Annotated in this window: 21 protein-coding genes; 17 read left to right on the top strand and 4 right to left on the bottom strand. The window is 63.1% G+C overall.

The genetic code is table 11. The features are described 5' to 3' along the window. Nucleotides 1-15: 15 nt before the first annotated feature. The 15 genes from GNK13_RS05545 (at nucleotide 16) to GNK13_RS05475 (ending at nucleotide 14,801) form a co-directional block, all read left to right on the top strand. On the top strand, nucleotides 16-375 hold the full coding sequence (locus GNK13_RS05545; protein ID WP_164101454.1) for a SpoIIAA family protein: 360 nt from the start codon (nucleotides 16-18) through the stop codon (nucleotides 373-375). A 278-nt stretch (nucleotides 376-653) separates the two neighbouring features. Further along, the gene (locus GNK13_RS05540) at nucleotides 654-2,381 is read left to right on the top strand and encodes a hypothetical protein (protein WP_164101453.1); all 1,728 of its coding nucleotides are present in this window, start codon (nucleotides 654-656) and stop codon (nucleotides 2,379-2,381) included. Between the two features lie 144 nt (nucleotides 2,382-2,525). Then, on the top strand, nucleotides 2,526-2,981 hold the full coding sequence (locus tag GNK13_RS05535; protein WP_164101452.1) for a transposase: 456 nt from the start codon (nucleotides 2,526-2,528) through the stop codon (nucleotides 2,979-2,981). A gap of 660 nt (nucleotides 2,982-3,641) precedes the next feature. Further along, nucleotides 3,642-4,397 (top strand): sugar phosphate isomerase/epimerase family protein, encoded by a 756-nt coding sequence (locus tag GNK13_RS05530; RefSeq protein ID WP_203328938.1) that lies wholly within the window; start codon nucleotides 3,642-3,644, stop codon nucleotides 4,395-4,397. An 82-nt stretch (nucleotides 4,398-4,479) separates the two neighbouring features. Continuing rightward, the gene (locus GNK13_RS05525; RefSeq protein WP_235934795.1) at nucleotides 4,480-5,223 is read left to right on the top strand and encodes a methylamine utilization protein; all 744 of its coding nucleotides are present in this window, start codon (nucleotides 4,480-4,482) and stop codon (nucleotides 5,221-5,223) included. Nucleotides 5,224-5,249: 26 nt separating this feature from the next. Next, entirely contained in the window at nucleotides 5,250-6,500 is a 1,251-nt protein-coding gene (locus tag GNK13_RS05520) for a Gfo/Idh/MocA family protein (protein WP_235934794.1), read from the top strand. A gap of 70 nt (nucleotides 6,501-6,570) precedes the next feature. Further along, on the top strand, nucleotides 6,571-7,812 hold the full coding sequence (locus tag GNK13_RS05515; protein WP_164101450.1) for a GspE/PulE family protein: 1,242 nt from the start codon (nucleotides 6,571-6,573) through the stop codon (nucleotides 7,810-7,812). 181 nt (nucleotides 7,813-7,993) lie between these two features. Further along, the gene (locus tag GNK13_RS05510) at nucleotides 7,994-9,037 is read left to right on the top strand and encodes a type II secretion system F family protein (protein ID WP_164101449.1); all 1,044 of its coding nucleotides are present in this window, start codon (nucleotides 7,994-7,996) and stop codon (nucleotides 9,035-9,037) included. Between the two features lie 10 nt (nucleotides 9,038-9,047). Continuing rightward, on the top strand, nucleotides 9,048-10,073 hold the full coding sequence (locus GNK13_RS05505; protein ID WP_164101448.1) for a type II secretion system F family protein: 1,026 nt from the start codon (nucleotides 9,048-9,050) through the stop codon (nucleotides 10,071-10,073). Nucleotides 10,074-10,139: 66 nt separating this feature from the next. Beyond that, nucleotides 10,140-11,411 carry a hypothetical protein gene (locus GNK13_RS05500; RefSeq protein WP_164101447.1) on the top strand — a complete coding sequence of 424 codons (1,272 nt, stop codon included), beginning with the start codon at nucleotides 10,140-10,142 and terminating at the stop codon, nucleotides 11,409-11,411. A 2-nt stretch (nucleotides 11,412-11,413) separates the two neighbouring features. After that, nucleotides 11,414-11,917 (top strand): hypothetical protein, encoded by a 504-nt coding sequence (locus GNK13_RS05495; protein ID WP_164101446.1) that lies wholly within the window; start codon nucleotides 11,414-11,416, stop codon nucleotides 11,915-11,917. Further along, complete coding sequence (locus GNK13_RS05490) at nucleotides 11,907-12,401, top strand: type II secretion system protein (protein WP_164101445.1); 495 nt, start codon at nucleotides 11,907-11,909, stop codon at nucleotides 12,399-12,401. The genes GNK13_RS05495 and GNK13_RS05490 overlap by 11 nt, the downstream gene beginning before the upstream one ends. Continuing rightward, nucleotides 12,398-12,838 (top strand): hypothetical protein, encoded by a 441-nt coding sequence (locus GNK13_RS05485; protein ID WP_164101444.1) that lies wholly within the window; start codon nucleotides 12,398-12,400, stop codon nucleotides 12,836-12,838. Before GNK13_RS05490 ends, GNK13_RS05485 begins: the two co-directional genes overlap by 4 nt. Next, nucleotides 12,835-13,710: a DUF1559 family PulG-like putative transporter gene (locus GNK13_RS05480; RefSeq protein ID WP_235934793.1), complete on the top strand. Its 876-nt coding sequence runs from the start codon at nucleotides 12,835-12,837 to the stop codon at nucleotides 13,708-13,710. Before GNK13_RS05485 ends, GNK13_RS05480 begins: the two co-directional genes overlap by 4 nt. After that, nucleotides 13,710-14,801, top strand: a complete 1,092-nt coding sequence (locus GNK13_RS05475; protein ID WP_164101443.1) for a DUF1559 family PulG-like putative transporter — start codon at nucleotides 13,710-13,712, stop codon at nucleotides 14,799-14,801. The genes GNK13_RS05480 and GNK13_RS05475 overlap by 1 nt, the downstream gene beginning before the upstream one ends. Nucleotides 14,802-14,846: 45 nt before the next feature. Here the strand turns inward: GNK13_RS05475 and GNK13_RS05470 are convergent, their stop codons facing one another. The 4 genes from GNK13_RS05470 to GNK13_RS05450 all read right to left on the bottom strand — a co-directional run bounded on the left by GNK13_RS05470 (nucleotide 14,847) and on the right by GNK13_RS05450 (nucleotide 22,258). Continuing rightward, on the bottom strand, nucleotides 14,847-17,156 hold the full coding sequence (locus GNK13_RS05470; protein WP_164101442.1) for an aminotransferase class III-fold pyridoxal phosphate-dependent enzyme: 2,310 nt from the start codon (nucleotides 17,154-17,156) through the stop codon (nucleotides 14,847-14,849). 1 nt (nucleotide 17,157) lies between these two features. Then, nucleotides 17,158-18,564, bottom strand: a complete 1,407-nt coding sequence (locus tag GNK13_RS05465; protein WP_164101441.1) for a Gfo/Idh/MocA family protein — start codon at nucleotides 18,562-18,564, stop codon at nucleotides 17,158-17,160. A 557-nt stretch (nucleotides 18,565-19,121) separates the two neighbouring features. Further along, nucleotides 19,122-20,663 carry a sulfatase-like hydrolase/transferase gene (locus GNK13_RS05455; RefSeq protein WP_164101439.1) on the bottom strand — a complete coding sequence of 514 codons (1,542 nt, stop codon included), beginning with the start codon at nucleotides 20,661-20,663 and terminating at the stop codon, nucleotides 19,122-19,124. A 110-nt stretch (nucleotides 20,664-20,773) separates the two neighbouring features. Then, nucleotides 20,774-22,258, bottom strand: coding sequence for a sulfatase family protein (locus GNK13_RS05450; protein ID WP_164101438.1), 1,485 nt, complete (start codon nucleotides 22,256-22,258; stop codon nucleotides 20,774-20,776). Nucleotides 22,259-22,426: 168 nt separating this feature from the next. Here GNK13_RS05450 and GNK13_RS05445 point away from each other — a divergent pair, with 168 nt between their 5' ends. Both GNK13_RS05445 and tdh read left to right on the top strand, forming a co-directional pair. Next, nucleotides 22,427-23,614, top strand: coding sequence for a glycine C-acetyltransferase (locus GNK13_RS05445; RefSeq protein ID WP_164101437.1), 1,188 nt, complete (start codon nucleotides 22,427-22,429; stop codon nucleotides 23,612-23,614). 22 nt (nucleotides 23,615-23,636) lie between these two features. Then, nucleotides 23,637-24,677 carry an L-threonine 3-dehydrogenase gene (tdh, locus tag GNK13_RS05440; protein ID WP_235934792.1) on the top strand — a complete coding sequence of 347 codons (1,041 nt, stop codon included), beginning with the start codon at nucleotides 23,637-23,639 and terminating at the stop codon, nucleotides 24,675-24,677. The last annotated feature ends 713 nt before the right edge of the window (nucleotides 24,678-25,390 follow it).

Here is a 25,390-nt window from a genome sequence, read left to right as displayed (position 1 = left end):
CCGGGAGAGAATTCTATGCCGTTCATTGTGATCGAAGCTTCCGAAGGGAACGTGATCGAGGTCCAGGTCTCGGGAAAGCTCACCAAGGAAGCTTACAAAACGTTTCTGCCGATCAACGAGCATAAGATCGAGACCGAGGGCAAGGTTCGGATGCTAGTGATTCTGCAGGATTTCCATGGCTGGGAGATTGACGCTTTGTGGGAGGAGTTGAAGTTCGACATCCGCCACTTTCGCGACATCGAAAAGCTGGCGATCGTCGGCGACTCGCTCTGGGAGCGGGGGATGGCCGCCTTTTGCCAGCCTTTCACCTCGGCGACCGTCAAGTACTTCGACGTCTCCGACCTCAACGGCGCGCGGGCCTGGGTGGCAGCTTGAGTTCTGACCCAAAGCCTGGCGGTTTCTATGTTGATGAGCCGTAGGCGCTAGCCTCGGGCCTCGCAGCCCCGGAATTTTCGCGGCAGCACCCGCGGCTAGCGCCGTCGGCTCAGAGTTTTCTGGCAAACCCCAACCCTGGCCCCCGGAATTTTTAAGGAAACTGTAAATTTCGCTCCTTGAACGCGCGTTCATCACCCCTATAGTGGCCTGAGCGGCGGCGCCGCGTGGGGCTGCCGCGGAACCATTCGGGACCATTCCTTGCGGCGGAGGTGTGAGCGATGCGTGCGGATCCCCCCAAGCAGATTGAAGACGAACGGGTCGACAGCGAGTTTGGCGAATTTCCCAACCTGACAGTTCTGGTCATCGACTCCCAGCACACCCGCTGGGCGGCGGATCTCGACGACTGGAACGCGGCGACGCTCTTGGCCTGCATCTCGGAGGATCCCGCCAATTGGTCGGAGCTGGCGGCGGTTTGGCCGCGGTACCGAGTGGGTCCGAGTGCCGAGTTCGCCGACGCCCTCCCGCTCGCGGTGATCGATCCCGAGACGGCGGTCGAGCGTTTGTCGGTCGAGGAGTGCTGGATGGTGCTCGATTTCGAGCGGCAGCGGGTGCTGAGCAGTTCGGCCTATGGCGACATCCGTCGCGATGGGTGCTTTGGGATCGCCTGCGACGACGACGAGGAGGGTGCCAGCGGGAACTCCGGGGGGGCTGCGGCGGCGGAAGTTCAGATGTCGATCCATCTGCCTCCCTGGTGGGAAATCCACAACGACGCGGTTCCCGAACAAGTGCGTCGGCCGCGAGAGACCGAGCTGCGTCGCCCTCGGTCGCGGCGCGACATTCTGTGGGGGCCGCCGCTCGCAGCTGCCTTGGCCGAGCGGATGGTGGCGAGCTTTGGCAGTTCCCAGTGGAAGGCGGCGTCCGCCTCGGACGACTCCCACGCCCGCTACGCTTTCACCGTCGCGGTCCATCGCGAATGGTTGATGACGCCCCGCGAGGATCTGGAGGGGCAAACGCCCCGCGCCTCGTTGCATGGCGGCATCGACTGGATCGAGCGGGTGATCGAGGGTCAGCAGTGGAACGTGTCCCAGGACCGACCCCTGACGCGGCTTCCGCATGAGCTTCAGACCTATCGCGAGGGACCGATGGGGCGCGGCGAAGTCTGCATGTATTTCGACCTCTGCCGCGAGCTGATCGACGTCGGCTGGAATTGGCTCATCGAGCGGGAGCGCGAGGACGCCGCCAGCGCGATTGCGGCGAGCGATGCGCGGGTCGATGCGCGGGTCGATGAGCGGGTGGGCGCCTTGGCGCGCGTCTTGGAGGCGGCGCAGGACGCGTGGCTGCAGTCGCCGGGCGAAGGAGGAGGCATCCCGGCGGCGATCATCCGGGACGAACGCGACCGCATTCCCGCCGTGCTTGGCGAGGAGGAGCAGGGGCATCTCGTCGACTGCGATTGCCCGCTCTGCCTGATGATGGCCGAGGGGCTGTTCGGACCGACCTTCCTCCACTTTGACGGCCATCATCTCGAACTCGATGGCGAATTCGCCTTTTCGTTGTGGGAACACCACGACGAGTGGGAGATGGATCAGGCGCAGTATCGAGCGATGGCGGCGGAGATCGAACGGGAACGCGAAGCGGCGACCGATCCGCCCGGGACGCTTGCCGCCGCTGCGGAGGAGGACGAGCTTCTGGAGCCAGTCTGGAGCGGGTCGTTTGTTAGCGACGAACTGCCGGGCGATCCGCTGGGCCATCTCAAGATCGCATTCCGCGTCACCGATCTGGTCGGCGAACTGCAAGCCCGGCGAGCTCCGCAGGCCGATGTGGATCGGCTCAACCAAGCGTTCATCGAATATCGCCACGCGGGGCTCGAGCAGCGTCGGTTGGCGAGCCGTCGATTCAAGGCAGCGCTCGAGCAGCTGGCTCTGCTCCATCCCTCGCTGACGAGCCGCGCGGCGGACCTGCAAAGCCAGCTCGATGAACTCCTCCGCCGCCCCACCCCCGCCGTGTGACGTGACCCAGAGCGCCGCGGCAACGCCGCATACGCGCCGCCCTGGGTTTGCGCGTTCCGCCCCCAACCCTTTTCGCCCCGCAGGGGCAATGACAACCTCGCCGGGCCTGACTGACGTGGTCCGGCAAATTCGCAAGGTAAGACGATGTCCCAATCACTGGCCAAAAACCTGATCCATTTAATTTTCAGCACCAAACACCGGGCGCCGCTGATTCCCAAAGAGACTCGCGAACGGCTATTCGCCTACCAAGCGGGGATTTTCAAGGACTGGGCGTGCCCTGCGCTGGCCATTGGCGGGGTCGCGGATCATGTCCACGCCTTGTTCTGCCTCGCCAAAACCCAGCCGCTCAAGACGATCGTCGAGGAGGTCAAAAAGGGAAGTTCGAAATGGATGAAGACGCGCGAGGGGTGTGGGAATGCGAAGTTCTATTGGCAGAAGGGCTACGCCGCTTTTTCGGTCAGTCAATCCAATACGGCGGCGGTCGTGCGGTATATCGATACGCAGGAGGAACACCACCGCGTAAAGACATTCCAGGACGAGCTGCGCGCGCTGTGCAAACGCCACGAGGTCGACCTGGACGAGCGCTATGCCTGGGACTGAGATTACCCAGGGCGGCGCGTACCCAGGGCGGCGCGTACCCAGGGCGGCGCTGTGCGGCTTCGCCGCGGCGCTTTGCCCTGGGCTGGTTTGTGTGAGCCCTTCAGGCTATTGCCCCGACGGGGCATGAAACGGTGGGAATGGTGGAAATGGTTGGGATGTGGGTTGGTCGCCGCGTACCCAGGGCGTCGCTCTGCGGCTTCGCCGCGGCGCTGTGCCCTGGGCTGGATTGTGTGAGCCCTGCGGGCAATTGCCCCGATGGGGCGTGGAACGTTGGGGTGTGGATCGTTGGAGTGTGGGTGATGGCGGGCATGGTGCCCCGAAGGGGGCCGAAACAGGCCAGCCCAGGGCAGAGCGCCGCGGCAACGCCGCATACGCGCCGCCCTGGGTTTGCGCGTTCCGCCCCCAACCCTTTTCGCCCCGCAGGGGCAATGACAACGCTCTCGGGAGGATTTCGCTAACATGAGCTGCGTCCAAGGTCTTTTCAGTGCATCGAAGGATGCCGTTCCCGCGGGAGACGAACCCATGCCACGGCCACACTGCTGGTTGCTCTTGCTCTTGGGGCTGCTCTTTCCTGCCGGTGCGCCCGCCCAAACCGAAGGCGCCCAAACTGAAGGCCCACGCTCGGAACGTGCAGAGGAACTTTTCGCAGCGGAAAACCTCGTGGCTTGGTGCGTCGTGCCCTTTGATGCTCGGCAGCGAGGCCCCGAAGCGCGGGCGACCATGCTCCAGCGGCTCGGATTTTCAAAGCTCGCTTATGATTGGCGAGAGGCCCAAGTGCCCTCGTTCGAGCAGGAGATCGTGGAGCTGCAAAAGGCCGGCATCGAGCTGTTTGCGTTTTGGGATGAGCACCCGGCAGCTTTTGAGCTGTTCGAAAAGTACAACTTGCAGCCACAGATCTGGAAAACCGCTCCCAGCCCCACTGCGGAAGGGCACGACGAAAATGATCCGGCCGTACGGGTGGCTGCCGCCGCAGCCCAGCTGCGGCCGTTGGTCGATCGCACCCGCCAGCTCGGTTGCAAACTTGGGCTGTACAACCACGGCGGCTGGGGTGGTGAGCCGGAAAACTTGGTCGCGGTCGTCGAGGCGCTTCGCCAGCAGGGAGACGCCGACCATGTGGGGATCGTCTACAACCTCCATCACGCTCACGCCGATCTCGACCGGCTCGAACAGGCTCTCCAGCAGATGCAGCCGTATCTCTTGTGCCTGAACCTCAACGGGATGAGCCAACCGCCGGCAGCAAAAATTCTCCCCATCGGCAGCGGCGAGCACGACCGGGAGTGGCTCCGCGTCGTGCTGGAGTCGAACTACCGCGGCCCGATCGGAATCCTCGACCATCGCCCCGAAATCGACGCCGAGCAGAGCCTCCAGCAAAACCTCCGCGGACTCAAGCACCTGACCGCGAACGCTTCGCCCTAGTTGTTTAACGGCAAGCCGCAGGCGACTGTTTTTCCACCCGGGAGTTTGAGTCATGATACGTCACGCTTGGATGGGCACTGCGGTGGTCGTGACCGTTGCCTTCGCTTCCGTTTCCGCCGCTGCGGAAACCGCAGTCTTGAAAGCCCGCTTCGTCTATGAGGGAGACGCTCCCAAGCCAAAACCTACAACCCCACAAGGAGGGTTCTGTGGCGGTTTTCCGCTGATCGACGAAAGCCTGCTGGTCGATCCGGAGACCAACGGAATCCGAAACGTCATTCTCTATGTCTACACCGGCCCTGGCGGTGCCGTTCTGCCTGCCAGCGAACCACCGAAGAAGGTGCATGAGTTAACAAACCAAGATTGTCGCTTTGAACCACATGTACTTCTTGCTCGAGCAGGGGACACTCTGAAGATCACCAATCAAGATATGGCCGGACACAACACGAACGTTAACTTCTTTGCGAATCCTCCGGCCAATTTCGTCACGGCGATCGGTGATTCGGTCCAGGTGGCGATGCCAAATCCGGAGCCGGCGCCGATACCGGTAGAATGCAACATCCATCCCTGGATGAAAGCTTACATCGTAGTTCTCGATCATCCTTACGCAGCCGTCAGCGACAAGGACGGAACACTGACGATCGAGGGATTGCCGGCAGGGAGACCAATTTCCTTTCGGATCGTTCACGAAGCGCTCCGCAGCGCACTTGATGAGGTTCGGATCAAGGACCAGTGGTGGCCACTGGAACGCAACCGTTTGGAGATCATGATCCATCCCGGGATCAATGACCTCGGTGACATCGTGGTACCTGCCAGAGCGTTTCGGTAAATGTGACAGAGACCCGAGAGCAGCCCATGATGAAGAAGACGCCGCGTCCGGCTTCCCCGAATCTCGCTTTGGCAGCGGAACTTGCGGCTGGGCCGGATCCGACCGCCGCCCCTTCGCTGACGGTGGCGATGCATGGGGTGACGGGACGGATGGGGACGAACCAGCATTTTCTGCGGTCGATTCTGCCGATCATGAAGCAGGGTGGGGTTCTGCTTCCCTCCGGCCAGCACTTGCAGGTCGAACCGATCTTGGTGGGGCGGGACGAAGCGAAAGTCCGCCGCTTGGCGGAGGAAGTCGCCGTCGAAGAGACGGGCTCGCCGGTCGACTGGACGACTTCGCTCGAAGACCTGCTGGATGATCGCACGGTCGATATCGTCTTTGACTCCGCTGCGACTCCCCTGCGGCCGTCGATCGTTCGCCTCGCCGCCGAGCATGGCAAGGCGGTCTACTGCGAAAAACCAGTCGCAACGACTGCGGCCGATGCGTATGCGTTAGCCGCGGACTGTGAAGCGGCGGGCATCAAGACAGGCGTGGTTCAAGACAAGCTCTGGCTGCCGGGAATCCAAAAGCTTCGCAAGCTCCGTGACGACGGCTTCTTTGGCAGGATCCTGAGCGTCCGCGGCGAATTTGGGTATTGGGTTTTTTCCGGACACGATCCCGATCGACCTCCCCAGCGACCTTCGTGGAATTATCGCCGAGAGGATGGTGGCGGCATGATCATGGATATGTATTGCCACTGGCAGTATTTGATCGAGGATTTGTTTGGCGAGATTGCGTCGGTGATGACTCACGCTTCGATCGATATCCCCGAGCGGATCGACGAGCAGGGGCGACCTTACGCTTGCACGGCGGACGATGCGGCTTATGCGATGTTTCAATTGCAGAACGGCATCGTCTGCCAGTTCAACAGTTCCTGGACGACGCGCGTCCGCCGCGACGATCTGTTGACAATTCAAGTGGACGGCACGAAGGGATCGGCCGTTGCGGGGTTGCGAGATTGCTGGACGCAGTCGGCTACCGAAACGCCCCGGCCGACCTGGAATCCCGATCTCCCGCAACCACTCTGCTTTCTGGATGCTTGGCAGCCAGTTGCCGATGAGGATGCCTACGACAACGCTTACAAGATTCAGTGGGAGTTGTTCCTCAAGCATGTCGCGGGCGAGGGAGAATTTCCTTGGTCAATCCGTGCCGCCGCCGCCGGAGTCGCACTCGCCGAAGCGGGGGAACGTTCTTGGAAGGAACGACGCTGGGTACCTTTAGACGGGCTGCGCCGTTAACGGCTGTGTATCGGTGAAGGGAACGGTCGGCCGGTTTCGGCACTCTCGGGACTCCAGGAACCCAACCTCGATGGCACAAATTACCAATCGCGAACGCTCGCCGGGCTCATCCGAGCGAGGCCCTTTCGATCCGGCGCGGTTCGATCCGCGGAGCCCTGAGTATGCGGTGCAGGTCGCCAACCACCTGCTTCGTGCGGCGGTGGCAGCCGGTGCGAGCGACGTTCACTTGCAGCCGACTCCGGCGGGGATCGAGGTCGCGTATCGCATCGACGGCGTGTTGCAGCCGACCGGGATTCTGGCGAGTGGCGAAGGGACCGATCCCATCGCCCGGCTCAAAGTGATGGCCGGGTTGCTGACGTATGCCAGCGGACGACCGCAGGAAGGTCGCTTGCAGACCGCGGTCGAAAATGTGGAGATGCGGATCAGCACCTTTCCGACGATCCATGGTGAGCGGACGGTGATTCGCTTGTTTGGCCGCGAGGCGGAGCTCCGACGGCTCGACGACTTAGGGCTGAGCCGGCCGGTCCGCGAGACGTTGGCGGAACTGCTTCTCGAGCAGGATGGGGCGATCCTCGTGACCGGCCCGGCCGGCAGCGGGAAAACGACGACGCTGTACGCTGCCGCTCGGGAGCTGATCGGTGCCAGCAGTCACCGCCGCGCCGTGCTTTCGATCGAAGATCCAGTCGAAACGGTTCTGAGCGGAGCGAGTCAGTCTCAGCTCGATCCGTCGACCGGGATGACGCTCGCCGCGGCCGTGCGCAGCATGCTTCGGCAGGATCCCGAGGTGCTCTTGATCGGCGAGATTCGCGATCCCGAGACGGCCGAAGCGGCGCTGCAAGCCTCGCTGACGGGGCACTTGGTGCTGACCTCATTCCATGCGGGCGACGCGGCGATGGCGCTGCGGCGATTGGTGGAGATGGGGGTCGCCACGTATCTGATTCGTAGCGGCGTGCGAGCGGTGCTGAGCCAACGGCTGCTGAGGCGGCTGTGTGATTGCCGCCGCTCCGTCGATCCGGCGGTGACCGGCCTTGCCGTCTCGGCCGCCTGGGAAGCGGTCGGCTGCCAACGCTGCTTTCAGACCGGCTACCGCGGACGCGTGCTGGCGTCGGAGCTGCTTCGCCTCGATTCTGGAGCGGTAGCCGAGGCGGTTGCCGCGCCCATTGACCAGCACCGTTCGGCCGACGAGATTCGCACCGCGGCGGTCGGGGCTGGGATGCAAGATTTGCGGCACGGCGTGCTCGCTCGGGTCGCTGCGGGAGAGACCAGTCCAGCCGAGGCGCTCCGCGTGCTCGGCAGCCGGATTAGCCCATAGTCGCCTTTCGCTCCGCGAAAGTTGCGTTCTCGCGCAACTTTCGCGGAGCGAAAGGCGACTATACGGAGCGGACGGCGGCTGGGATTGCTACACTGGGGGGGCTTGGTTGGTGCGGTCGCGGGAGTGACAGCACTGACGGCTTCTTTTCAACGCTTCTCCTCTCTCCAGGCTCTGGCACGCAGTGACTCGCGCTCCAAGGTCCCTACCGCCGCTCTCGGCCTCGCAGCTCGCGGCGCTGTTGGATGAGCTGGCCGCCCAAGCGAGGCTGGGGATTCCTTGGGCCGAGGCGGTGGATGTCTCCGAGCGGCGATGGAAGCCCCAGGGACTCGAGCCGTTGACGGACCAGCTGCGGCGGGGCCGCGACGTGCAGGAAGTGTTGGCGGAGATCGCGGGGAAGTATGGGAGACAGGTTGCCGCAGTGGCGGAAGCCGGAGCGGCTGCGGGCCGACCCGCCGAAGCGCTCGCTGGGTTGGCCGCACTGATTCGCCGTCGACTCGAGTACCGTCGGCGGCTGGCGATGGCGCTGGTCTACCCGGTCACGATCAGCGCCATCGCCGGCGTTCTGTTGGCCGCCGGACTCGTCTGGATCAGCGTTGGCGAGCCGATGGCCGCCGATGCTGTGTCCACGGTCCGCTTGAGCCGTGGCGGCGGGGCGCTGCCAGGCGGGGAACGCTGGTGGTGGACGACTCCTGCGGGAATTGCGTTGGCCGCGATCATCGTCTGGTTGCTGCGTCGTCAGCTGTCCCGCTGGGTGCCCTCGCGGTTGCGTGCACTTCGCTGGGCTCGGCTTGCCTGGTTCGCCGAACTAGTCGCGCTAGCGATCGAGCAGGGGATGCCGATCGGAGAGGCGGTGCGGATCGCAGCCGAGGCTTCGGGCGACCGCGGGCTGCGGCGGGCCGCGGAGCAGTGGACTGCCGCCGAACTGCAAGGACAAAGGCAGTTCCCACTCGAGCCGTCCCCACTCGAGCCGGTCGGAGTGCGGTCGGCGGATAGCCGAGACGCTCCAGGGTTACTCCTGTGGACGCTCCGCAATGGGGCGAGCTCGCCGCTCGGATTCCCCGAAGCGTTGCGGCGGTTGGCGGGAGTTTATTGGTACCGTTCCGAGCAAGCCGCGACTTGGGCAACCATCGTTCTGCCCGCTGTGCTACTCGTCTCGGTCGCCGGAACGCTCGCGATCGCGTTCATCGTGATCGTGCTGGGACCGATTTACCGAACGTTTGTGTGAGCCTGAACCCGTGACTGCTGCACTCGACCGCATCGATCCGCTAACGCTCCGGTTGGCCGAGCTTTCGGCTGCGGGAGTGGCCGTTCCGGAGGGGCTCGAAGCGGCCGCCTCGGAGGCGGAGAGTCGACGGCTGCGGAGGACGTTGCTGCGGTTGGCTGACCAATTGCGGCGGGGGGCGGTCCCGGCTGGCGATGCGCCCGATTCGCTCGAACGGCTGACCGCGATGCTAATTTCGGGCAGCCAGAACAGCGGTGATTTTGCCGCGGCCTTGGCGGCGCTCGAAGCGGTGGATACGCGGGGAGTGCGGCTTCGACGTCGGCTCGCCGCCGCTTGGGTCTACCCGCTGGTGTTGCTCGCGCTGGCCGCGGGGGGCGGTCTGGCGGTGCTCACGATGACGTCGCAGGGCTACGCCGAATTAGCGACCGAATTTGAGCTCGAAGAGAACTCGCGGGCGTTGATCTACGTTCTCTTGTATCGCATTTTGCTCGGGGCAATCCTCGCGGTGACGGCTGGCATCGCCGCGCTGGCTGTGATTCGCCAGTGGGTGCGGACCGCTTGGATGGATCGGCTGTACTGGCGGATTCCGCTGATCGGACCAGCCGATCGCTGGTTTGACCTGACGATCGTGTGCACGGTGATCGGTCAGCTGCTGTCGCGTCGCGTTCCCTACCCCGAGGCCTTCCGGCTCTCTCGAGCGAGCGTGCGTTCGGCCGCCCTCCGTCAGTGGCTCGCGGCAGCCGCCGAGGATATCACCGCGGGACGTTCGCTCGAGCTGGCGGTAGTTCGGCTGGGCAGGCACGCAGAAATTTTGCCGGCGGTTCTCGAGTCGCGAGGCGCGGCGTCGGCGGATCCGGCGGGTGCCTGGGAGCTGGCCGGGCGATACTTCTTGCGGCGAGCGAGCGAGCGCGTGCGGCTGGTCCGCACGGTGGTCCCCGTGGTGGGTTACCTGGTGATCGTCGCAGTGGTTTTGTCCGTCCTGCAAGCGGCGCTCGCGCCCCTTGCCGAATTGATGCAATTATTGAGCTGGCTTGAGTAGCTCAGCCGCAAGCCTTTTGAGGAGAACCCAACCCTGATCATTGTCCATCAATTCGTCGCCACCATCGTGCTCGGTGTTGCCCTGCTCGTCTGCGGGAGTTTGACGGCTCTGCTGGCGATGTTCATATCGGCTGAGCGCTGGGGGCCGCTGCGGAGCTTTGCAACCGAGTGCGCGTTAGTGATGGTGGTGACTGGAGCTGCGATGTGTCTGTTGCCCGGGGTGGTGGGAGCGATGGTCGCGCTGATGGTGGGAGTGGCGACCGGGCTGGCGATTTATCAGCGGCACGTCGGGGAGCGAACTGCGTTGCACGACGCGATCGCCTTGGGGCTGGAGCGGGGCATTGAACTGGATCGGGTTGCGTATGCCTTTGCAAACAGCCGCCGCGATGTGCTCGGCCAGCGGGCGTATCGTTTCGCCCAGTATCTTCAGGCGGGGTTCGCTGCCGACCAGGCTGCCCCCGCGGCCGGGCTCAAGCTGACGCCGAATCTTCGCAGCAGCTTGGCGCGATTGCACCCTTCGCCGCAGCCGCCCGGGGAGGCACGGGCACCCGGGGAGGCACAGCCGACCAGGGAGGCACGGGCGGGCGGGCTCTACAAATTTTTGCCGGTCGGCGCGGATGATGAAGAGGGCGCAGCGGCCTCGCCAATTTGGCTGGTGGGGGCGTTCTACTTCATCGCCGTGATCAGCCTCGCGACGCTCGCCGTCACGCAGCTGATCACGCCCATGATGCTCCTCATGTTCGAGGAGTTCGGACTTGTAATTCCTCCGGGGCTGATCGTGATCCGCTCGGCGATCGAAGTCTTGCCCGGGCTCTGCTTGCTCCTGTTCCTGATCTTCGGAGCAATCGGGCTGTTGTGGGCGTTGTTGCACGCGGGAGTTATTGTCGGGGGACGCTGGCTGCCGATTTTGGGGCCTTATTACCGCAGCCGCTACGACGCGCAAGCACTCGACTGGTTGGCCGCAGCGATCGCTGCCGATCAGTCGCTCGACGTGCTCGAACAGGAGCTGCGGCGGGCGCGAATTGGTCCTGCGGAGACCCGGCTGTGGCGAGCACTGAAGTCGGTCCGCGAGGGTGTGGATTGGCCGCAGTCGCTCCATCGCGCCGGCCTGGTTAGCCGCCGCACGCTGCCCTGGGTGGCCGTGACCCAGGGAGGCCCGCACCTGGCGCGAGCGCTCCATGAGGCGGCCGCGGCGCGGCGACGGCTCGCGTCCGAACGCTTGAAGATGGGATTGAGGATTGCCGGGCCAATCGGCTTAGGCATCGCTTCGATCCCAGTTTGGCTGTGCGGCCTGCTGATGATCGGGATGCTCGCGCTGTTGATTGAGGGGATGGCCTAGTGATGTGGACCCGGGAACGATTGCAGAGGCCGCAAATCGGCAGGCCGCTGGCGCGTGGGATGACGGTCATCGAAGCGCTCGCCTCGTTGGCTGCGGCCGCAGCGCTCGCCGTTGGCGTCGCCCAATTGGTCGCGGTATCAGCTCGCACCAAGGCAGCGAACGAGCGACGCAGTGACGCGCTGCTGGCCGCGGGGAACGCGCTGGAAGTGCTTCGTGCCGCCGAGCCTCGGTTGCTCGAAGAGGCGGCCGCCAAGCTGCGTGACGACGTCGCCGGGCTGCCGGGAACACGGCTCGAGGTGCAAATCTCCGAGGCGACGGTTGGCGATCTGCCCGTGCACCAGTTTGTCGTCAGCGTGGCGGGAGCTTCCGGAGCCGAGCCACTCACGCTCGTCGGCTGGCAACTCGCCGAGTCCGCCACCACACCCGACACCGACGACACACCCGACGCAGAAGTCGCACCCGACTCCAACGATGCACCCGAGACGGAGGCCAGCGATGGGACCTAAGCGAGTCGGCCGCCGCGGCATCCAATTGATCGAGGTGGTGATGGTGTTGCCGATCGTGGGGCTGGTGCTGAGCTCGGTCGCGCTGAGTGTCGCCGGCACCCAGCGAGCCTTGGAAAGCATTCAGCGGCAAGCGGTTGAGACAGCGACGGTCGATCGCTTTGCCCAGCAGCTGCGAGAGGACGTGCATCGTGCGACGAGTCTTCCTGCCGTTGCCGATGGGACGCTCGAGCTTGAACGGTTCGAGGGGACCGTCCGGTATGAGCGGACCGAGGAACAACTCGTCCGGCGAGTCGACCTTGCCGACGGTCGATCGCGAGCGACGTTTGCCATTGCTACCGGTGACTCGCCTTGGACGGTCGCTGCCGAAGGCGGTCTCGTCCGCTTTACCGACGCCGGGGGCCGAGAAGTCGTCGCTGCTTGGCCCGGCATTGAATCGCGAGCGGACGATGAGGCGCAGCCCGCGACCGTGGAGGAGGCACCATGAGTTTCCGTGTCGGCACAAACTCCTGCGGGAGGAGCTGCGGGCGGCGAGCCCACCGTCGTGGAGGCACTCGCCGAGCGGTTCGCCGTGGAGCGGTGCTGGTGATCGTGATGGCGGCGATCGTGCTGCTAGCCGTCACCGTCTCGCTGGTCACGCGCCGCGTGATCCTCAGCCGGCGAGCGATCGATTCCACGGCCGCCGTCGCGCAAGCCGAGTCGGCGTGGGTGACTGCCGCCGAGATTGCGCGGCACTCTGGAGCGATCTCGGAGTTGCGGTTTGAGCTTCCGCCGCGCGGGACGCGCACCCGCCGTGCGATCGCGGAGATGCGAGACGGTGAATCCGACGCATGGGTGATCGAAGTCAGGGTTGAAGAAAATGGCCGCGTGATCGCGCGGCGTCGCGGAACGATTTCCGTCTCGGAGTTAGGAGAGTCGCAATGAAGGGCGTGCGAGAGAATCGCGGTTTTACGCTGGTCGAATTGCTCGTTGTGATTGCGATCATCGGTGTTCTCGTGGGGCTGACCTTGCCGGCCGTGCAAGCGGTTCGCGAGGCGGCCCGGCGGCAGACCTGCCAACACAACTTGGCCCAGATCAGTCTCGCGCTGAGCGAGTATCATGCTGCGGTGTTGGCTTACCCCCGCGGCACGATCAATCCCGCCGGCCCGATCCGCAATGAGCCGCAGGGGTTTCATCACAACTGGATTTCCGGGCTGCTGCCGTACTTGGATCTGCCGACGGTGGCAGCCGCGGTCGATTCCGAAGTGAGCGTCTACGCAACGGAGAACGAACCGGTACGCGACGTTCGCGTGTCGGTTCTGCGGTGTCCTTCGGCGGGCACGCTGGCGACGGCGGGCAGCCACTACGCCGGTTCGCATCATTCGGTCGAAGCTCCGATCGCCGAAGACAACAACGGCGTGTTCATCCTCAATCGGCAAATTTCGCAGGACGATCTTCACGACGGACTGCAGTACACGCTGTTGGTAGGAGAAAAATTCGTCCCCGCGGACGACCTCGGGTGGCTCAGCGGAACGCGGGCGACGCTGCGGAACACTGGACCGGAGCTGGAGTCGATTTATTCGCAGCTCCCGACAGCGGCGGAGGCGAGCGGTGGCAACCCGGATGCCGAGGAGTCTGCGGACGCGGAACCGGAGCTGCTCGTCGGAGGTTTCGGCAGCAGCCACCCGGCTGGCGCCCACTTTCTGCTGGGCGATGGACGCGTCCGCTTTTTTGGCTCGACGACCGACTCCAAACTTTTGGAGCAACTCGCCGACCGCTCCGACGGCGAACTTCCTCATCCGGGGCTCGCCGAATGATGCTCAGCAAACGATGCGAAGCGGCCGCCAAACACAGCCGCTGCAGGCGTCGTGGCGGGTTCACGATGCTGGAGATCATTTCGGTCGTGGTGGTGATCGGGCTGCTCGTCGGGCTGTTGCTTCCGGCGGTCCAGGCGGCACGGGAAGCGGCTCGGCAGACTTCGTGCGGCAATAACCTCGCTCAGCTCGGGCTGGCCCTCCACGCATACCAGAACGCTTTCAAAGTCCTCCCGGCGGGGACGACTTCCGAAGTGTTGCCGGTGGAGAATTATCCCAACGCAGACCACCACAATTGGCTGGTGCGGATCCTGCCGATGCTCGACCAGCGGGCCTTGTTTGGGCAGGTCGCTTGGACGCACAGCAGCTATGACCCGGTGAATCGGTCCGTGGCAACCACCGAGCTCTCCTTGGTAAGCTGCCCCTCGGACTATGTCTATTTCTCTGGCAATTCCATTCAGTATTCCAGCTACGCCGGAGTTTATGACGGTCAGCTCCGGCCGCTCGACGAGGAGTCACGCGGTTTGCTGATAGCGAATCGATTTCTTTCGCGGGACGATGTGCCCGATGGTCTTGCCTATACCCTGCTGGCTGGCGAAAAGGCGTTGATCGACAGCCAGGAGACGGACCTCGGCTGGACGAGCGGCACGCGGGCGACGCTTCGAACGACTGGCTATGCGCCGGGCCAGGAGGCGGAGCAGTACGGAGACCCCTCAGAAGATTCGTACGGATCTGAACCCCCGCCGGTCTATCAGCCCTACGGCCGGTACAAGGGGGATGCCGCTTACGATCCCGATGCAGAGTCGAATTCGGAAGCCGCCGAAGAGGATCCGATGGCTGACGAATCCGAGTCGTGGGGCGGATACTTCGATGAGGAGGGAGATTGGGTGGAGACATTTGTTTATCCTGCACCCGCACCCCCGGAGCAGCGACTTCGCCCGGGCGGCTTTGACAGTCGCCACGTAGGGGGCGCCAACATGCTCTGGGGCGATGGCCGCGTCGCAATCGTCAGCGGACTGGTCGATGCCCAAACTTTTTCGCAAATGGGAATCCGCGATGACGCGATGCCGATCCGGCCGCTGCTTGAGGACTGAGGCGGTCTGCGGAGTTGTCGTGGAACGAGGGTGCCGAGGCGCGATTCAGGTCAGGCGGGCAAAGCCGCTGTGGCGGACTGGGCCGCCGATCCGCCGCTGCACGTCGCCAGCGGCAAGGGCCTGAGCCAACTCCGCAAAAACGCCATCGGCCGCGGCAAAGTATCGCTCGAGGTGATGCGGTTGGTGGGCCAGGCTCGGATAGAATCCGCTGCCGCTGAGGAATCCCTGACCAAGCATCCGCACGGTCAGCAGCGTGCCGAGGGCCGCGGCGTCGGGATGATCGAAACCAAGATGCAGTAGCGCCGCATGGCCGCTGGCCCGAGCCGGAACCCCATGCCGCCGCCCGAGTTCGTTCCAGTTCTCGCGGAACAGCTCGCCGAGGCGGCTCACGTGCGCCGGAACGTCGACCCGCTGCATCTTGCGGAGCGTGGCCAGCGCTGCGGTCGGACCGACACCCTCGGTCCAGTAGGTGCTGGAGATGAACGACTCCTCCGCCGCTTGCATGACGGCCGAGCGGCCGACGATGGCGGTCATCGGATGGCCGTTGCCGAGCGCTTTGCCAAACACGGCGATGTCCGGGGCGACGCCATACTTGAGATGCACGCCGCCGCGATGCATCCGCCAACCGCTGCTGATTTCATCGAAGATCAAGGCGGCCCCGCACTCATCACAGAGCTGCCGCACCTCCTCTAAAAATCCAGGTTGCGGATCGACGGAACGCGTCGGCTCCATCACGATCGCCGCCAGCTCGCCGCGGTGCCGATGAACGTGCTGGCGAAGTGCTTCGATCTGGTTGTAGGCGAAGGGGAGAGCCGTGCCGGCCAACCCGTCGGGCACGCCCCGAGGATCGAGCCCCGGCAGCACGTGCTCCCGCAATCGGTCCGCAGTTTCGGAGCTGGGTTGGACGCCGGGCTCCGGGAGGTTGGCAGCCAAGTACCAGTCGGACCAGCCGTGATAGCCACAGAAGGCGACTCGCGGTCGACCGCTGGCGGCGCGGGCGATGCGGACCGCAATCGCCATCGCTTCACCGCCGGTGCGCCCAAAGCGGACTTGCTCGGCCCAGGGATGCCACGCGACGAGCAACTGGGCGAGCTCCACTTCCTCGGGGCTGTTCAGCGTGCACATCGATCCGAGACCGACGCGGCGACACACCGCATCGCTGACGTCGGGATCGGCGTAACCGAGCAAGCACGATCCGATCCCCGAGGTGGTCAGATCGATAAACCGTCGCCCCTCGACATCGATGACTTCGCAGCCCCGGGCTTCGCGGTAGTAGCTCGGCCACTGGTCCGGGGCATACATTTCGGGCCGCTTGCTGAGCAGCTGCGTTGCACCCGGGATGATTTGCTTGGCTTGCCGATAGATGTCCTGACCGCTGCCGGAGTACCGCACTTCGAGCCCGAGCAATCGCCTCGCGTTGTCGCGAAAGATGCCTTCGATGTCGCCGTCGGTCAGCCGCGCCGTGCGGCAAGCCTGCTCGACGGCGAGCAGCGACTCGTGTCCCACGCACACCGGCTGAGCGTAGGGCGACCGCTCCCAGTGGACGATTTCGGGATCGAGCCACACGAAGCCGTCGTCCACGCTGACGCACTTGCCCCGCATCTCGCTGACGGGAAAGTCGCTGCCAAACATCAGCCGCGAGGGTCCGAACGTGTGGAGCACCGCTTCCAACGGCGCCGGCTCACAAACGGCCGACGTGTCGAACCACACATTCTCCAGTCCCCGCAGCGAACCGATCCCTTCGACCGTATGGCGGCCGCAAAAACCGCGAGCCGCGTGGGCGAGAATCAGCTTGGCGGACGGGTACCGACGACAGTGCTCACGGAGGTAAGTCTGATTCCGCTCATCCGCCAAGGCACGCTGGCGGACGATATGCAGCATCAGGACCAGGCCGTGCCGCTCGGCCAACTCCCAAGCCCACTCGGGCAGAAAATCGCCGATCTCCGCTTGCATCGTGCCGGGTTGAAGAGCTCCTGCACGCGGTGCGGCCGCCGATGATGCATAGACGTGATAGACCTTGAAGCCGGCGAAGCCTGTTTCGAGGATCGACGATTCGACCGAAGCCGGATCATCCTCGGGCCGGATGAGCATCAACCCGCGGCTGTCCGACTGCCCTTGCAGTTCGCCGGCGAGAAACCGATTGGCATCTTCAAAATCGACCTTCGGCTTGGGGAACGGGAAGAATAGCCCGCTCCTCGGCGCCCGCTCTCCCAGCCATCGCGAGAGCGAACGGCGGTAGGACTCGAGGCCGACGTCTCCCGGTTCCGCCTCCCCCAAACCGTCCGGCAGCACTTCCCGCCGGTAAAGGTGAGCGTGCACGTCGAACGCGTCGGGGGGAACGAAATCGGCAGTCACCTTAAACGATCTCGGGGAAAGCGTAGGGAGCGCGGTAGGTCCGCTTGAGGAACCGATTGGCGGAATCGGCGTGCTCACCCTCGAACCGCTCGGTTTCCGGATTGTGCTCGAGCATCGGGCTGATCTGCAGGTCGGCCAGGGATCGGCCGAACGGCTGCAGTTGCTGGTCGACTTCTTCGAGCAGTAGCGGCCACACGTCTCCGGCTGTCTGCACCTCTCGCAGCGCGGCTTGCCCCGCGGCGGCCGAAGATTCGCTCTTACCCGCCAGGAAGCCGATGTTCGCCAGATTGCACCAGCCGGTGGAGTGATGTCCGGTTTCGGCGTCGGCGTTGAGCCCCGATGGATCCTGGCTCCGCACCGCATCGAGGAAGTTCTGGACGTGCAAGCGGACCATGTCGCCCGCTTTGAATTCGCGGATCGTTTTGCCCTGCTTGTCGACCGCTTTGCCGCGGCCGCGCTGGCCGAGGTAGTAGCCTCCTTCGCAAGCGACGACATAGCCGGTGTCGGGTCCTTCGACCGGCCGGCCCGCTTGGGTCTGCCAGTTTTTCTTAGGTGCTTTCGGACCGGCCGAGAGGTTCGACAGCGCGATCAGCGTTGGGAACGAATCGGTTTCGAACAGCGCGTAGTGGACGTTGGGAGTCTGCCCCGCATCGTCCCAGGCCACGCGGCCGCCGGCTGCGAGAATTCGCCGCGGCGTCGTCACCGAATCGCGGTAGGCGACGTTGCGGACGTCGTCCAGCACATGGACGCCCCAGTTGCCCATCTCGCCGTTGCCGGTGTTCCAGTCCCAGTGCCAATCGTAGTGCAGCGAATCGCGGAAGATCGGCTGTTCGGCTGCCGGGCCCAACCAGAGGTCGTAGGCGATATTGCTCGGCGGCGCGAGCGGTTGTTCGCGGCGGCCGATCGGCTGGCGGACGCCGAGCCGGTTGGCTTGTGCATACTGGATCGGCCCGAGCGCCTGCTCTTCGTGCAGGAAGGCTTTGATCTCGGCCTGCATTGGATCGGAGCGCTGCTGCGTGCCGACTTGTACGATCCGCTCGTATTTGGCTGCCGCTTCGACGACTTGCCGGCCTTCCCACTGGCTGTGCGAGAGCGGTTTCTCGACGTACACGTCCTTACCCGCTTGCATCGCCATGATGGCCGCCAAGCAGTGCCAATGGTTGCAGGTGGCGATGGCGACCGCGTCGACCTGCGGGTCTTCGATCAGCTTGCGGAGATCGCTGTAAGCGGTCGCGTCGTACTTGCCAGCCAAATCACCGGCACGCTTGGAATCGGGATCGGCAACCGCCACGACTTTCGCCCCCCGAATCGCGGCGAACGCGCGGCTCAACTCACCACCCCGGCCTCCGGCGCCGATCACTCCGATGCCAATGGTCTCGTTCGGGGAATACGACTTTTCCGCTCCCATCGCATGGCAACGCGGCAGCGCGCACGCAGCGGAAAGAGCTAGGGAAGCACGGAGGACAGAGCGACGGGTAGAGGTCGATCGCGGGGACATAAAAATCGTGGGGAAACGGGAGTGAGTGTGCAGTCTCGGACGGGCCTCAGATTACCCTAGCAGGCCCGCAAGGGCAAAGAACCGTACGCCTCCATTAGTCGCCCTACGCTCCGCATAGTCGCCTTTCGCTCCGCATAGTCGCCTTTCGCTCCGCGAAAGCAGCGGAGATGCGCAGCTTTCGCGGAGCGAAAGGCAACTATGTGAAAGGCAACGATGCGAAAGGCAACTATGCTCCGCGACGGGTTGGTTGTGGGACCTGCTCGAGTTGACTTTGCAACTTCCGCACGATATCCGGATATTGCTCGGCCACGTTGGGCGCTCGCTCCTCGGCATGCACCGCAGAGGCTTCGGAGAGGCACAGGCAAAGAAGGCCGAAGAGTGCTGCAAGCGGTTTCTTCATGATTTCGTCGCCGCTCCTATGTTCGCGGGCGGTGTGGCGGGAGTGCTGTCGCAACAGTCGCATCGCGTCATGGAAGTTGCGGAAGGAGCGGTTCGCGGCTGTCCATGCTGACAGGGTAGACTGCCTCGTGATGCTCGAGTGCGGCAATCAAACCTTGCATCATGCGACGAAGCTGAACGGGCTCCGCTGCGGCGACATTCCGCGACTCGAAGGGATCTTCGCTGAGGTGAAACAGTTGGTAGTGGCTGTTCTCCGAAGCGGCGGATGGATAGTAGTGATAAACCACCTTCCACGGGCCGTCCCGAAAGCTAGTGAAGTAGTCGCTGCGGTGGGGGGCATGCGGATAATGCATGAGAAATCTTTTTGGACGATCCTCATCCGGCTGACCGCTAAGCAGCGTTTGCAACGGAAGCCCGTCGACCGTGTGGTCGCTCGGTGGCTCGCTTCCGGCGATTGCGAGGATCGTGGGAAACAAATCTTGAACAGCCGCCTGCTGGGGCTGGATCGCTCCGGCGGGAATCGACAATCGTTGCTGATGCGAATGGTTCCCCGCAGCTTTTGCCCAGGCCGCGATGAACGGAACTCGCATGCCCCCTTCGTAGTGCGAGCCCTTTTTACCACGCAGCGGTGCGGCGGACGCGACCGCGTGCTCATGTCCGAGCGGTGCGTCGGAGCCGTTGTCGCCAAGGAACAACACCAGCGTGTTCTCGGCAACGCCAAGCTCTTCGAGGTTGTCCAGAACGTCCCCAAGCGACTTGTCCATCCCCTCGATCAACGTCGCAAAAGCCTGTGCCGGGGCGGGCTTTCCTGAATCCTTATAGTTCTCCGCAAACCGCGGATCGGATTCAAAGGGGGCGTGGACGGCGTAGTGCGCAAAGTACAGAAAGAAAGGCTCTTCGGACTTCACCGCTTCGGCAACTTCGCGGTTGGCTTCGATCGTAAGTGCTTCGGTTAAAAAAGTCTCCGTGCCGTGATAGGCATCCAGATCGGGCACCGCTTGGTGGGCTCGCTTTCCTCCATGACCATAATTTTTTGTGCCGTAGTAGCTGCCGGGAGCACCGAAGGAACTGCCCGCAACGTTGACATCGAAGCCGAGGTTCGCCGGATCGGCACCGGCAAAACCATCGGCTCCAAAGTGTCCTTTTCCGACGTGGATCGTTCGGTAGCCACGGTCTTGCAATAAACGGGCGAGCGTGACGTCGTGCTTTCCTAAGCCCTCCCAGTCCCACTCTAGCGGTCCAAAGGGGCCGCCGTTGTTCCTGGCCGGATTGATCCAATTGGTCGTCCGGTGGCGGGCCGCGTTCTGCCCGGTCATGATCGAAATCCGCGTCGGCGAGCAGACGCTCATGGCGCAAAAGTTGTTGAAGCGGATCCCCTGCGCCGCCAATCGCTCCATGTTCGGCGTGCGGTAATAGTCATTGAGAGGATAGCGCTGTGGCTTGCCTGCCGCGTCGGTGAGGAACGGTACGGAGGTGTCCATCACCCCCATGTCGTCAACGAGAAAAACCACCACATTCGGAGGCGACTCGGGCTCGCTCGAGGGTGATGCGGCAATCGCGAGCGAGGGCAGCCCACAACTGATCACAAACAGTGCAAGGAGAGTTCTCATCGAGGGAGATCCTTATCGAAGTCGAAGGCTGGCGGTAGGAAAGCGGGCCGTTGTCTTGACTGGGACCATTGTCTTGACTGGGGCCGTTGTCGCTACTGGGGCAGTTGTCGCTACTGGGGCCACTCGGTGATGACTTTCCGCTCGGTGACCGGCCACCACTGCTTAAGTTTCTCCGCGAGCCTCGCAACGACTTCCGGATGCTCGGCGGCAAGGTTGCGAGTCTCGTGGGGATCGGCGATCAAGTCGAACAACTGCGGGCGCTTTTCCGATTGCGGATGGGAGCTGGCGTACCGGCCGAGCTTGCCGTCGTAGGTCAGCAATAGTTTCCATTTCCCTTCGATCACCCAGCGGTAGAGCAGCGATTCCTCCGGGGTCTCCACGTCCGCAACGTCATGCGCGAACGATTCACCGTAGACGACCTCCCGCGGCGTGGGCTCGCCGGAGCGGAGGATAGGGAGCAAATTATAACCTGGCAAAGATTGGGGAATTGGAGCCCCAGCCGCGGCTAAGGCTGTGGGAACGATGTCGACGCTGGAGCAGAGCTGTCGGCCTCGATCGCCGGGCTGAATCACCCCAGGCCAAGAGAACATCGTCGGTTGGCGGGTTCCTCCTTCGTTGGCCGACTGTTTGGAGCGGGGGGCGTAGCCGCCGGCGTTCTCTTGCTGGATCCAGCCGTTGTCTCCGATGTAAACGATCAACGTGTCGCGGGACAGACCTTTCGCTTCGATGCGATCGATCAACTGGCCGCAAGTCTCATCAAACCATTCCACCATCGCGTAGTACCGAGCGACGAAATCGGAGCGAATGCCTTTGTCCTTATACTTTTTGAACAGACGCTCCGGCGGGGTGTGCGGGGTATGCGGCATGAACGGGGCATACCACAGGAAGAAAGGTTTTTCTTCGGCGACCGCCATGTCCATGAAATCGAAGATCGGTTCCATGCCCTCACGCCCAATCTTCAACCCGTCATCGCCGTGACGTCCTCCCGGCTCTGGAAAGCCGCGGGTCATTCCATGCGTGAAGCCTCCTCGCTCAAAGCTTCCTTCCCACCATTTTCCGGACTGGTGGCTGAGATAGCCTTGCTCGCCGAGCATCCGCGGCAGCGTGGGATGCTGGTCGACATGCGAGATGAGTTGTTCGCGTAGGGCGGCGTACGCTGGAGACTCCGCCCGTGGGCCTCGTCGCCCTTTCGCGGTCCGAGCCTCGCGTTCCTCGGCGATGAGCGCTGGGTCGTTTCCGCTGGTCTTGTGTTGGTGCGAGTAGAGTCCGGTCGCGAGCGTCATCAGCGCCGGGCGGCAGAGGGCGGTCGGGACGTAGGCGCGAGTGAAGAGGGCGCTGCGGGCGGCCAAGCGATCGAGATTCGGCGTTTCGATCTGCTGGTGCCCCATGAAGCCGTAGTCGGTCCAGGCGTGGTCGTCGGAAATGATGAACACGATGTTGGGCCGCTCCGCTCCCGCGTCCGTCGCACGCGGCTGGTCGGGTTCCGCGGCGGTGGCCAATCCGCCAACGAGCAAGCACAGCAGTAGCGAAGCGAAACAGCGACGGCAGCCGATGCCGAAGCGAGCCTGCGGAAACGGCGTGGGGTGGATGTCCATCGGTGGCTCAAGGAGAGTCGGGGTTGTGCGGAAAGGGAGCAGAGCATGGCGTTGACGGTCGCATTGTAACCGGGAACGGGCGGAGGACACGCATGTTGGAGGCAGGATGCCGCTGCGGTATCATCGGCACCGGCCGAACGACCACCATGGAACCCGAGGAGAGGGTTAGTGAACGACACTTATCTTAGGTTTTTGCGGGATCAGCTCGACGATCTCCAAACCCGCGGTTTGTACAAAGCCGAACGGCCGATTTCCACGCCGCAGCAGGCCCGGATCGAGACCAGCGGCCGCCGCGTGATCAATCTGTGCGCCAATAACTATCTTGGGCTTGCCGATCATCCGGCGCTTGTGGAAGCAGCCAAGCAAGCACTCGACCGGTATGGCTATGGGATGGCCTCGGTCCGCTTTATCTGTGGCACGCAGACCGTTCATAAGCAACTGGAAGAAAAGCTCGCGGAGTTTCTGGGGACGGAGGACGCGATTCTCTACTCCTCCTGCTTTGATGCAAACACCGGACTGTTCGAGACGTTGCTCGGACCCGAGGATGCCATTCTCAGTGACGAACTCAACCATGCGAGCATTATCGACGGCGTTCGTTTGTGCAAAGCGAAACGCTTTCGCTATAGGAATAACAATCTCGCCGATCTCGAACAGCAACTTGAGGAGGCGCGGGACCGTCGTTTTCGCCTGATCTGCACCGACGGCGTCTTTTCCATGGATGGAATCGTGGCCAACCTCGAGGGGATCGGCGAATTAGCGAAGCGGTATGATGCGATGCTGATGGTCGACGATTCCCATGCGGTGGGTTTTCTGGGTGACCATGGGCGTGGGACTCCTGAATTCTGCGGCGTTCGCGACCAGGTGGACATCTTGACCGGGACGCTCGGCAAAGCGTTGGGGGGAGCGTCGGGAGGCTATACCGCGGGGCGGAAAGAGGTGATCGAATGGCTCCGGCAGCGGTCTCGCCCCTATCTCTTCTCCAATACGCTGGCCCCGGTCATCGCCGCGACATCCCTTAAGGTTTTGGAGATGCTCCAGGCGAGTGGGGAACTGCGGCAGAGGTTGCAGGACAACAGCCAGTTCTTTCGGAGCGAGATGACGCGTCTAGGGTTTGAGCTGGTGCCGGGATCGCACCCGATCATTCCCGTGATGACCGGGGATGCCCGGCTCGCACAGAAGATGTCCGAAGAGCTGCTGCGGGAAGGCGTGTATGTGATCGGTTTTGCTTTTCCGGTCGTGCCCGAGAACAAAGCCCGGATCCGCACGCAAATGTCTGCAGCGCACAGCAGAGACGACCTAGAGCAAGCGGTCGCGGCTTTTGCCAAAGTCGGCCGCGCTCTCGGGCTGATGTCCTGATGGAAGATGAGGAGGGGCGATCTTGAAGAGCGATATGAAGGCCCTGGTCAAGCGAAAGGCCGAGCCGGGGATTTGGTTGGAGCGAGTCCCCGTTCCCGCGATTGGATCCGATGATGTCTTAATCCGCATCTTGAAGACGGCGATCTGTGGAACCGATCTTCATATCTACAATTGGGACGAGTGGTCGCAAAAAACGATTCCGGTGCCGATGGTCACTGGGCACGAGTTCGTGGGAATCGTCGAATGCATTGGGGAGAATGTTCGGGGAATCGCGGTCGGCGATCGAGTCTCAGGCGAAGGTCACATCACCTGCGGCTACTGTCGTAATTGCCGCGCCGGGCGCCGCCATCTCTGTCACAATACGGTTGGCGTCGGAGTCAATCGGCAGGGGTGTTTCGCGGAGTACTTTTCGCTGCCCGCGGTGAACGCGTTTAAGATCCCCGATTCCATCCACGACGATGTTGCCGCCATCTTCGATCCGTTCGGCAATGCGGTACATACTGCCCTCTCCTTCGATCTAATCGGTGAGGATGTTCTGATCACCGGCGCCGGCCCGATCGGACTGATGGCTGCAGCGATCGCGCGACATGTCGGGGCTCGGCATGTCATCGTCACCGATGTGAATGACTACCGGCTCGAGTTGGCCACGACGATGGGAGCGACGCGGGTTGCGAATCCCCGTCGCGAATCGCTCGGCGACATCATGAAGGATTTAGGCATTCGAGAGGGGATCGATGTCGGGCTGGAAATGTCGGGGAACTCCCAGGCATTCCGGTCGATGCTGCATGCGATGAATAACGGTGGCCGCATTGCGCTGCTGGGAATTTTTCCCGGCGATATCGCGGTCGACTTCAACGAGTTCATTTTCAAAGGGCTGCAGATGAAAGGCATCTACGGCCGTGAGATGTTTGAGACCTGGTATAAGATGACCAGCATGCTGCAGAGCGGGTTGCGGATCGACGGAGTAATTACGCATCGCTTTTCGATCGATGAGTTCGAGCAGGGGTTCCGCGTTATGGGGGAGGGGAAGTCGGGAAAGGTCATTCTCGACTGGGCGTCGTAGTGGCTGGGCCTCCTAGTGGCTGGGCGTCGTCGTAGGATGGAACCCTGGGGTCGCGAGCCGGAAGGGAATCGTCGGCGAGTCGAGGGGGATCTGGGAGCCCCATTCGGGTGTAGGGGCCGTTTTCAAGTTCGCAGTTGACTCCCCTTTCGCGCGGTATAGAATCGAATTAGACCCGGAAGGTTCGCCGAAGAATCTTTCCTACGTTTTGTTTTCGTATCATGCCCGGTTAGAGGAGGCGTGTATGGAGCAAGCTGAGGAATGTTGTTTTTGGAACCTCTAGATAAATACCACTGTCTCGGGACCCATGGCGCTTCGATGCCCAGGGGGATCTGAGCAGAGTCACTTGCTCATGCGGTTTGTTCTTCCGTCGGGTATCGCCCTGGGAGAGAACACCGTGGGGTCCGAGAAGGGCCGCGCGTGACTTGTTCAGTATCGACCTTGCGGTAGCGGAAGTCGATCGCGGGTCCCGATCCGATCATGGAGCCCTCGCCCTCTCTTTGTGGTGAGGGCTTCTTTTTTTGCCTCCAGCGGTCGCCCTGCAGAGTTGCCTTTCAGAGTCGCCTTTCGCTCCGCGAAAGTAGCGCGGAAACGCAACTTTCGCGGAGCGAAAGGCGACTAGGGCTAGCTGGACAGCGCCACTTTCTTACGCTGAATTGCCATAAAGTCAGCAGTGCCCAGCAGTTGGCTACCAAGTCGTTTAACGGCAAGCCGAA

The organism is Candidatus Laterigemmans baculatus, assembly GCF_010367455.1.
Lineage (GTDB): Bacteria > Planctomycetota > Planctomycetia > Pirellulales > Pirellulaceae > Laterigemmans > Laterigemmans baculatus.
The sequence above is the reverse complement of the archived record's forward strand: the minus strand, read 5'-3'. Positions and strand labels throughout refer to the sequence as shown.

What these genes read in the sequence shown, in the direction of transcription:
- GNK13_RS05485 (WP_164101444.1), top strand. Translation starts at nt 12,398, where the DNA reads ATGAGTTTCCGTGTCGGCACAAACTCCTGCGGGAGGAGCTGCGGGCGG.
- GNK13_RS05455 (WP_164101439.1), bottom strand. Translation starts at nt 20,663, where the DNA reads ATGAGAACTCTCCTTGCACTGTTTGTGATCAGTTGTGGGCTGCCCTCG.
- GNK13_RS05490 (WP_164101445.1), top strand. Translation starts at nt 11,907, where the DNA reads ATGGGACCTAAGCGAGTCGGCCGCCGCGGCATCCAATTGATCGAGGTG.
- GNK13_RS05495 (WP_164101446.1), top strand. Translation starts at nt 11,414, where the DNA reads ATGTGGACCCGGGAACGATTGCAGAGGCCGCAAATCGGCAGGCCGCTG.
- GNK13_RS05545 (WP_164101454.1), top strand. Translation starts at nt 16, where the DNA reads ATGCCGTTCATTGTGATCGAAGCTTCCGAAGGGAACGTGATCGAGGTC.
- GNK13_RS05515 (WP_164101450.1), top strand. Translation starts at nt 6,571, where the DNA reads ATGGCACAAATTACCAATCGCGAACGCTCGCCGGGCTCATCCGAGCGA.
- GNK13_RS05480 (WP_235934793.1), top strand. Translation starts at nt 12,835, where the DNA reads ATGAAGGGCGTGCGAGAGAATCGCGGTTTTACGCTGGTCGAATTGCTC.
- GNK13_RS05540 (WP_164101453.1), top strand. Translation starts at nt 654, where the DNA reads ATGCGTGCGGATCCCCCCAAGCAGATTGAAGACGAACGGGTCGACAGC.
- GNK13_RS05450 (WP_164101438.1), bottom strand. Translation starts at nt 22,258, where the DNA reads ATGGACATCCACCCCACGCCGTTTCCGCAGGCTCGCTTCGGCATCGGC.
- GNK13_RS05475 (WP_164101443.1), top strand. Translation starts at nt 13,710, where the DNA reads ATGCTCAGCAAACGATGCGAAGCGGCCGCCAAACACAGCCGCTGCAGG.
- GNK13_RS05465 (WP_164101441.1), bottom strand. Translation starts at nt 18,564, where the DNA reads ATGGGAGCGGAAAAGTCGTATTCCCCGAACGAGACCATTGGCATCGGA.
- GNK13_RS05535 (WP_164101452.1), top strand. Translation starts at nt 2,526, where the DNA reads ATGTCCCAATCACTGGCCAAAAACCTGATCCATTTAATTTTCAGCACC.
- GNK13_RS05520 (WP_235934794.1), top strand. Translation starts at nt 5,250, where the DNA reads ATGATGAAGAAGACGCCGCGTCCGGCTTCCCCGAATCTCGCTTTGGCA.